This is a genomic window from Sulfuricurvum sp. (assembly GCF_049305995.1).
GTDB lineage: Bacteria > Campylobacterota > Campylobacteria > Campylobacterales > Sulfurimonadaceae > Sulfuricurvum.
In genome coordinates this window covers 1-8,775 of the sequence record NZ_JBAQPS010000089.1, presented here as the reverse complement: position 1 = coordinate 8,775, position 8,775 = coordinate 1, and the positions used below count along the sequence as shown (strand labels likewise).

At 39.2% G+C, this 8,775-nt stretch carries 6 protein-coding genes and 2 pseudogenes; all 8 read right to left on the bottom strand.

Annotation, left to right across the window (positions count from 1 at the left end; all coding sequences use genetic code 11):
• Positions 1-307 (bottom strand): annotated as a pseudogene (locus tag WA010_RS03045) (DNA mismatch repair protein); the annotation flags it as partial.
• Between the two features lie 99 nt (positions 308-406).
• The gene (locus WA010_RS03040) at positions 407-1,699 is read right to left on the bottom strand and encodes a lysozyme inhibitor LprI family protein (RefSeq protein WP_422555702.1); all 1,293 of its coding nucleotides are present in this window, start codon (positions 1,697-1,699) and stop codon (positions 407-409) included.
• A gap of 102 nt (positions 1,700-1,801) precedes the next feature.
• Entirely contained in the window at positions 1,802-3,391 is a 1,590-nt protein-coding gene (gene serA, locus WA010_RS03035; protein WP_422555701.1) for a phosphoglycerate dehydrogenase, read from the bottom strand.
• Positions 3,392-3,502: 111 nt separating this feature from the next.
• The gene (locus WA010_RS03030; RefSeq protein WP_422555700.1) at positions 3,503-3,772 is read right to left on the bottom strand and encodes a hypothetical protein; all 270 of its coding nucleotides are present in this window, start codon (positions 3,770-3,772) and stop codon (positions 3,503-3,505) included.
• Positions 3,773-3,778: 6 nt separating this feature from the next.
• Positions 3,779-5,434 carry a 30S ribosomal protein S1 gene (locus WA010_RS03025; protein WP_422555699.1) on the bottom strand — a complete coding sequence of 552 codons (1,656 nt, stop codon included), beginning with the start codon at positions 5,432-5,434 and terminating at the stop codon, positions 3,779-3,781.
• A gap of 74 nt (positions 5,435-5,508) precedes the next feature.
• A complete protein-coding gene (locus WA010_RS03020; protein ID WP_422555698.1) occupies positions 5,509-6,342 on the bottom strand; it encodes a 4-hydroxy-3-methylbut-2-enyl diphosphate reductase in 834 nt (277 codons plus the stop codon).
• Positions 6,339-7,616, bottom strand: a complete 1,278-nt coding sequence (gene aroA / locus WA010_RS03015) for a 3-phosphoshikimate 1-carboxyvinyltransferase (protein WP_422555697.1) — start codon at positions 7,614-7,616, stop codon at positions 6,339-6,341. The genes WA010_RS03020 and aroA overlap by 4 nt, the downstream gene beginning before the upstream one ends.
• Positions 7,613-8,775 (bottom strand): annotated as a pseudogene (locus tag WA010_RS03010) (phenylalanine--tRNA ligase subunit beta); the annotation flags it as partial. The gene aroA and the pseudogene WA010_RS03010, both read right to left, overlap by 4 nt.

Below are 8,775 nucleotides of genomic sequence, written 5' to 3'. Positions count from 1 at the left end.
GTGATAGATAGCGCTCGATGGAGATAGTAGGAACCCCTGCGAGGAGAGGATTTTGGATAGAGTTTTCGAGGATGGTTTTATTTTTACGGGTGAGTTGAATATTCAGAAATTCAGCGACTTCCTTCGCCTTTCCGATCTTCATTTTTTCGTTATTGACTTCGTAGACTTCAAAAAAAGATCCCACTTCGATGATAACAAGAGTATCAGAACCGTACTTCGCTTCGCAAGCGGCTTGAAGTTCGAAATAGATTTCCGAGAGGAGCTTGCTTTTATCGCTTAGTAGTGCCCCTATCTCTTCCGTACTCATCATTGCTCCACATTATTTCGTCATACCCAACTCGATTGGGAATCCAGCTCTATTTTGGTTTTATTATAACGAAGGGGGGCTAAAACGAGGCTATAGTCTTTAAGGATTATCCATAAAATCTCTCAGCATTATTTGTTCATTATCAAAATAAATAAGCTTTCCCTCCGGTTTCACATGCAAAACATTTGTTGATATAATTTCATGACTTGAACATACTGTTTTGATAGTTTTTTTATCCAGTAAGTAAGCTATATGCTCATCAAAATTTTTATACTCTAAATAGTTTATATTGTTGTATTGAAAAAATTGTGCATAACCGCCACAACTTGGACGTCCATAATATGAATTTTGCATTTTAAATAACAAATTACTGGATTCAGATTGAACAAAATCATTTTTCTTCGAATTTAACTCTTCATAAAAATGAAAACCACATCCCCGTCCAGCCCCACTAGAATAATCGATTTCTAAAATATTATTTAATTTTCCGTCGTTATCAATATCGATTTGCCCTTCATTACCTGGTGTTGACCATCCATTTTGTATAAAGCGACTATTTTGTTTTATCTGTGTATTTGGTTCTTGCTTTAATTTAATGTATTCTTCATGCTTTTGCATTGTATCACATACCTTTTTAGCATCTTTGATATAAGGGTTATACGTCCAGTTTTTTGTTGAATTATTTTCAAAAACACATACAATATATTCTTCATTTACAGGTGTTGTATAAGAGAGATAAGCAGGCTCTTTTAGATAATCATCATAACTATTAAATTTATATATACGCTCATTGATATTCAAATATGACAATCCATATGTCCAAAAATCTTTCCATTCAAACCCTATTTGCGAATACGGTATTTCTTTACCTTTTTCAGTTGAATACTCACAATATGTTATATGTGCTGTTCCTTGGTCAATACAAGTAACATTTTCATCAATCCCATCATTATTAACATCAAATCTACTCTCACGTATATGTAATACACTTAATAAATTCGGCTTATTTGCCAAATTAGTACATATATTTTTCAATTCATTTTCACTAGGAAAATTGAAAAGTAGTTTGTCATACTTACGTACAAACTCAAGTTTTCTATCATTATATTTATTTCGTAAACACTCTCTTCTATCTGATTCGTCATCAATATTACACTCTATATTTCGTTTTTTCAGCCAGTTGATTTGCTCTGATACTAACGTAGTTGCTTCCTTCGGTGACAATTTTTTCTTAACAAAGTTAAAATAACTGCTCAAGGTAGTATCTTTTTCAGATAAAAAGTACTCTTTACATATGGTTTTTTCGACATCATTTGATGCCTTATTACAATCGAATCCAGCCCCAAACAAGACTGATGACATTACCAAAACTACTAAAATAGAAATCTTCATAGAATTATCCATTGTTAATTTTTACTATTTTATACAAATGAAGCTAAAAAAGTTAAAGAGAGAAATGGATTCCCGATCAAAGTCGGGAATGACGGGAGTAGATTAGATTCTAGCGTAGCTAACACTGATACAAGCGTTAAGGGCAGAGAGTTCTTTGAGAGTTTTATCGCTAACGGCTGAATCTACCATGATAACCGCCAACGCTTCATTGCTTTTATTGCGTCCGAGACGGAAATCGGCGATGTTGACGTTATGCGCGCCGAGCATCGTTCCGACTTGTCCGATAACCCCTGGAACGTCGGTATTTTTGAAAAGGATCATGTTCCCTTTCGGTTCAATATCAACACCGAAGCCGTTGATGTCTACGATACGTTGAACATCATCACCGAACATCGTTGCACTGATCTCGATAACGTCTTTGTCTGTTGTCAAACGAACTGTTACGAGGTTTTTATAAACAGGGCTTCCTGGGAGAGATTCGGTCTCTACTTTAATCCCGCGCTCAGAAGCGACGAAATCAGCATTAACGTAGTTGATCGTGTCCCCTGAAATATCAGCAAGAGCGCCGACCGTTACGAACGTTGCCAAAGAAGTGACATACTCGGCAATATCGCCGCGTCCGCTGACTTTGATCGAAACGATAGGTGCTTTATTGATTTGAGATGCCAAAAAGCCGATTTTTTGTCCCATTTCTAAAAACGGTTTAACAAACGAAGGGATTTTAGTCTCGTCAATCGGCAAATTCATCGCATGAGGATACGCGATCCCTTTTGCCGCTTCGATCGCTTGTTGAGCTGCTTCTACCCCGATGTTGTATTGAGATTCAAACGTGTTGGCACCTAAATGAGGAGAAACACAGATATTATCAAGATCAAGAAGCTTGTGATCGGTTGCCGGTTCTTTGTTAAATACATCGATACCTGCGAAACGGATTTTACCTGATTTAAGACCATCATAAAGAGCCTCTTCATCATACAATCCACCGCGTGCGCAGTTGATCAAAACGACACCGTCTTTCATTTTTGCGATCTCATCCGCACCGATCATCCCTACCGTCTCTTTATTTTTTGGAGTATGGATAGTGATAATGTCACACGCCAAAATATCCTCAAATGAGGTCGTGTATTTCACACCGACATCAGTCGCTTTGGATGGGTGGATGTATGGGTCATACGCGATAACATCCATCTCAAATGCCCTCGAGCGGATACCGACACGGCTACCGATGTTACCGAAACCGATTACACCGAGTTTTTTCCCTTTTAGCTCATAACCGTACCATTTTTCACGTTTCCAAACACGTTGGTTTTTCAAATGATCGTGAGAGTACGGGAACATACGCATACATGAGAGCATATGGGTCATCGTGAGTTCAACCGCGGCAATGGTATTGGCGGTAGGGACGTTCATAACGATGATCCCCTCTTTCGAACATCCCGGAATATCGACGTTATCAACACCGACACCGGCACGGACGATCGCTTTCATTTTCCCTTTAGCTGCATTGATGAATTTATCATCAACATCGGTAGAACTACGGGTAATGGCGACATCTGCTTCTTTGATAACATCCAAAAGAGCTGTTTTGTCCATATCAGCGGCAAAAATCATCTCTATTCGTTCATCACGACGAAGAATGTTCAAACCCTCTTCATGAATATGATCACATACGACAATTTTCAGTTTTTCCATTATTTTTCCTCTGTGTACGGCGCCACTGTCGCCGTGATTTGGTAGGTTTTTAGTTTTGTTACAAGAGATGTGATGTCAATTTCCATTTCATAGAGTGTGCAAAAGAGATGGCTAGCGTGCTTCAGCACCCTCTTCATTCTCTCTATCAAGATTCAAATAGAGTTCATTAACAGGGTAAAAATACTCTTTCTCACTACTAAGTGAAAATTTATCCATCCAACCTTTATGCTCTTCCCCCTCTTTTGGAGGAAGTACCTCATTCACATCAGACATTTCGATATGAGGGGTAGAAGGATTGATCTGGATTAGGAAAAAAACAATAAATACGGCTACACCGATGGCTATAAGGGGGAAAAGCCAATAAGCAGCACGCCGTTGCATAATCTATTATTTCAATTGATCTTTAATCAAATCACCAAGACTGTGTGAATCGTTATCATTGATTTCATCTAACATTTTTTGGTCTTTAATACGCTCCAGTTTTTTAACAGAGAGACGGATACGATCACGTTTAGCATCAATAACCAAAATAGCCGCTTCAATCGTTTGACCAATTTCAAGCTCTTCTGGTGTCATTGGGTAAAGGTCTTCATTACGGATAAGGGCGTCAACACCGCCTTCCAAAGATACGAATACACCGAAATCTTTGACATCACGAACAGTTGCTTTCACCACTTCATTCATTTTGTGAGATGTTGCAAATTGATCAATCGGAGACTCTTCAAGCGATTTACGGTTAAGAGAGATTTTTTCATCATCTGCATTAATTTTTGCAATTTTTACTTCAATCTCATCTCCTATTTTAAGAGAATCTTTGCATTTGACATTTTTATCCCAAGAGAGGTCTTGATTATGTAACAAACCTTCAACTCCTCCAACTTTGACAAATGCACCGAAATCGGTCAACGAAGTTATAGTCCCTTTAACAGTATCACCTTCTTTGAACTTTTTGGTAAATTCCTCAAATGGTTTTGCTTGAAGACGTTTGTACGAAACACGCAATTTGTGTGTTTTAGAGTTGATTTCGATAACTTCAACGTCGATCTCTTGACCGACAGTGAGGTAATCTTTAGGGTGTTTAATGTTTTTATCCCAAGTGATTTCAGAGATATGAAGGAAACCTTCGATGTCGTTTCCAAGATCAACAAAAATACCGTATGGTTCAATGTTGCTAACGGTTACAGTAATAGTATCACCCTCTTCCAACGCCTCTTCAACTTCTTGCCATGGATCAGATTGTACCGCTTTGATAGAGAGAGACAAATGACGTTTGTCTTTATCGTATGCAATCGCTTTTACATTGACAACATCACCCTCTTTGTAAAGTTTTGATGGGTTAACCGGCCCTTTGTAGCTGATTTCATTGTAATGAACCAAACCATCAATTCCGCCGACATCAACGAACATACCATAGCTAGTGATTTTTTTGACGGTACCTTGGATAACTTTATCCTCTTCCATCAATGCATCGATAACTTCTTTCTTACGTTTACGCTCATCATTGAAAAGCTTGCGACGAGAAACAACGATAGATGCCTCTGCAGCATCAACTTTAACCACTTGCGCTTTGATCGTTTTACCGACGACTTGATCAGTCTCTTTGAACGCAGCGAGTGAACGAGGAAGGAAGAAATGAACATCATCCGCTTCCAAAAGGTATCCACCTTTGTTTTTCTTGGTTACCAATGCTTCGATCACAACCGATTCAAAGTCATCTTTGTGTGCGTTAATAAATGCAAGTGTTTTCTCTTGCTCAAGTACTTTTTTATACGAAATTTTAGGACGTTCATTGTAGTGTCCCATTACCATTACCATGATTTTATCGCCAACGTTAAAAAGAAGATTCCCCTCAGCATCACGGATTTCATCCAATGAAAGGATCCCTTCGAGTTTTTCACCAACGCCTACCAATGCGCGATTATCACTCTCTTGGATCTCTACTACTTCACCTTCTGTAATGCGTGTAGATTCTTGCTCTTTGAAAGATGCCTCTAACATCTCAGCAAAATTTTCTTCTTCGAACGATTCGTTATCGAAAGCCATACCAATTCCCTTGTAACTAAAAATTGGCTGATTATAGCAAAAAAATGCTTGTTTTGAGATTAGAAAAGGGAGATTTAAGAATTATTCAAAGTACGAATCGACTGAATCACTTCATCAATAATCCAGTCAGGGGTTGAAGCTCCAGCACTAACTCCACAATACTCTTTATGATCAAACCAATTAGTTTGAAGATCATCTTTACTTTCAATGTGATAACTGTCTAAGCAATATTCTTTAGAGATGGAATAAAGTTGTTTTGTATTGGACGAATTTTTGCCACCGATAATAATCATTACATCTGCTTTTTGTGCTAACTCACGCACAGCGTCTTGATTATCAAACGTTGCATTGCAAATGGTATTAAAAATACGTACTTCTTTATGCTTGGACATTAATTTTATGATAATTTGCTGATATTCTTCAAGTTTACGGGTTGTTTGAGCTACAGTCGCCACTTTTTCCCGAAGCTTCAGAGCATCGATCTCATCGGGACTGTTCACAACATAAACATGATCAGCCGCATAACTTTTCACCCCTTTAATTTCAGGATGAGCTTCATCTCCGAAAATGACGATATCATACCCCTGAGAGTTCATATCCTCACAAATTTGCTGCGGTTTGGTCACATACGGACAGGTTGCATCCACAACATTCACTTGACGCTCATGTAAAAGAGAAAGCTCTTGTTTAGGAATACCATGCGTTCGAATGACTGCTGTATCACTCGCTTTAAAAGAGTCTAAGTTTTCACTGAGTGCTACATTAAAATCATTTTTTAATCGATCAATCTCATTGGCATTATGGATCAATGGCCCATAGGTTGCAGAGTTTTTATTCTCTTCAGCGATCTTAATCGCCCGTTTCACACCGAAACAAAAACCATAGCTCTCCGCAAGGACAATTTTCATTTCTCAACCTTTGTACATTTCCCTAATAATTCAAAAAAATTGGGAAAAGAGGTATTGATACACTCAATATCATGAACTTCCATACCGCATTTAAGACCTGCAATGAGAAAACTCATCGCAATACGGTGATCGCCATAACTATTCACACTGGCTGATTTTAGTTCTCCGCCGAGGACAGCGTACCCATCAGGATACTCTTCGGTCACAATAGCGCAAAGGTTCAAATTATCGACAACCGTTTTAATACGATCAGACTCTTTAACCCGTAGTTCTTCGGCATTTTTAATGATGCTTTTTCCCTCGGCACACGCCATAGCGATGGAGAGAGCGGGAAGTTCATCGATAAGCCACGCAATATTTTCTTCTACTGTGACAGCATGAAGTGGAGCATTCTCAACTCGAATCGTCCCGATTGGCTCATAGCGCTCGTCCGTAACGGTATAGGTGATCTTAGAACCCATACGTTCCAATACTTTGAACGCTTCAATACGAGTCGGGTTCAACGTTACCCCTTCGATAATTGTCGAAGCATTCGGAGTAATTGCCGCCGCTACCGCAAAGAAAAAAGCACTCGAAGGATCAGCAGGAACACGAATATCAAGCGGTTTAAGAGGCTTCTCTAACGGCCAAATCTTTGTTTCAAGTCCATTGATCTCGACACGTGCACCCATACCGCGAAGCATCCGCTCCGTATGGTCTCGGCTGAGCTCAGGCTCTCGAAATGTACATACACCATCCGATCTTAGTGCCGCAAGCATCATCGCACTTTTGACTTGTGCTGAAGCAATCGGAGACGTATAATCAAATGATTTAAGAGAGGCTCCGCGAATAGAGAGGGGAGCAAGATCACCGTTGCTCCGTCCATCGAGTTTCGCACCTATAGTGCGCAACGGCTGTGTCACCCGTTTCATCGGACGGCGTTTGAGATATTCGTCTCCCGTGAGGATAAAATGCCCCTCAGCTGAGCTAAGAAGCCCGCAAAAGAGACGCATTCCTGTCCCCGAATTTCCACAATCTAGAACTTCAGAACTCTCTTGGATACCATGTGAACGAATCGTAATAACAGAACCGTCATCAGTGATTTCGGCCCCCAAATGACTTATGATTTTAAGAGTGTTGAGTGTGTCTTCAGCACGAAGAAAATTTTCTACTCTACTTTCACCTTCCGCTAAAATGGCAAACATCGCACATCGATGGGATATCGATTTATCCGGTGCGATAGCATCACTTTGAAACGTAAACGATTGGGCAGGAGAAACCTTGGCAGATATCATCTCAAATTCACTCCGAGTTCTTCTTTTAGTCCACTCAAAATCGATTCCATTGCCATCGTAATATCGTCATCTTCAAGTGTTTTTTCCTCCGATTGTAAAACAAAACGGAGAGTTAAGCTCATTTGATCCCCCAAACTCTCTGATACGTATCGATCTACGGGATAGAAACGTCGCACTTCCACTGATTTGTATCTCTCAACAACTGCTTTGATCATCTCATAGCTCACCTCTTTTGAGATGAGCACACTGAGGTCACGGTAAGATGCTTGATATTTCGAATACGCTTTTGCTTCAATCAATTCGTACGATAAACAATCGGTTTTTAGTTCGCACATAAACGTTTGAGGCAGGTCAAATTCCTCTTCGACTTGAGGGTGAAGACGAAAAATTTCCCCTGCTTCTACTCCATTAATCAAAACTTTTGCACACACATACGGGTGAGCTAAAGTATGGCTTGGAGTATGCGCAACCAATTCAAACGTTCCAGTAATATTACTGATTAATGTAACAAAAGTGGCAAAATCAATCACTGAAGGTTTTCCTGCATTTGAAACTTTTTCACTCTCCATCGCACCCGAAACGATAAATCCAAGCTGTTTCGACTCATGACGTTTGGTATCAAAAATCATCCCTGCCTCAAACAAAGCAATCTTCTTTTGATTCACTTTAACATTAGCTGATGCGGAGTTCAAGAGTCCCATCAATAGTGTCGGACGAAGCGTATCAAACGTTGCCGTAATTGGATTTAAAAGCTCTTTTTGAGAATCTGTACAAGTAAACCCAAATTTTTCAAGTTGGATACGCTCATTAAAGACAAAATGAACTGATTCATAAAACCCGTTTTGCGCTGCGCGATGACGGAATTCTCTTATTTTTTTATACTCTTTCAAATCATCCGACATTTGATTCGATTCAGCAAATACAAGCGGTTTGGAAGGAATATTATCAATTCCAACAATTCGGACAACTTCTTCTACTATATCTTGTTTATTCATAATATCATGACGAAACTTCGGTATCGAAATAGCAAAGGTAGACCCTTTTGGCTTGCCAATATTCATACCCAAATTTTTAAAAATTTGGGTAATACGTGTTTTATCAATTTTAAGTCCGATAAATAACTCAAACTCTTCTTCACACATACTGATTAGCTTTGGTT

Bases quoted from the DNA above. Each gene is read 5' to 3' on its own strand.
- WA010_RS03020 (WP_422555698.1), bottom strand. From the start codon at position 6,342: ATGAAAATTGTCCTTGCGGAGAGCTATGGTTTTTGTTTCGGTGTGAAA.
- serA (WP_422555701.1), bottom strand. From the start codon at position 3,391: ATGGAAAAACTGAAAATTGTCGTATGTGATCATATTCATGAAGAGGGT.
- aroA (WP_422555697.1), bottom strand. From the start codon at position 7,616: ATGATATCTGCCAAGGTTTCTCCTGCCCAATCGTTTACGTTTCAAAGT.
- WA010_RS03030 (WP_422555700.1), bottom strand. From the start codon at position 3,772: ATGCAACGGCGTGCTGCTTATTGGCTTTTCCCCCTTATAGCCATCGGT.
- WA010_RS03040 (WP_422555702.1), bottom strand. From the start codon at position 1,699: ATGAAGATTTCTATTTTAGTAGTTTTGGTAATGTCATCAGTCTTGTTT.
- WA010_RS03025 (WP_422555699.1), bottom strand. From the start codon at position 5,434: ATGGCTTTCGATAACGAATCGTTCGAAGAAGAAAATTTTGCTGAGATG.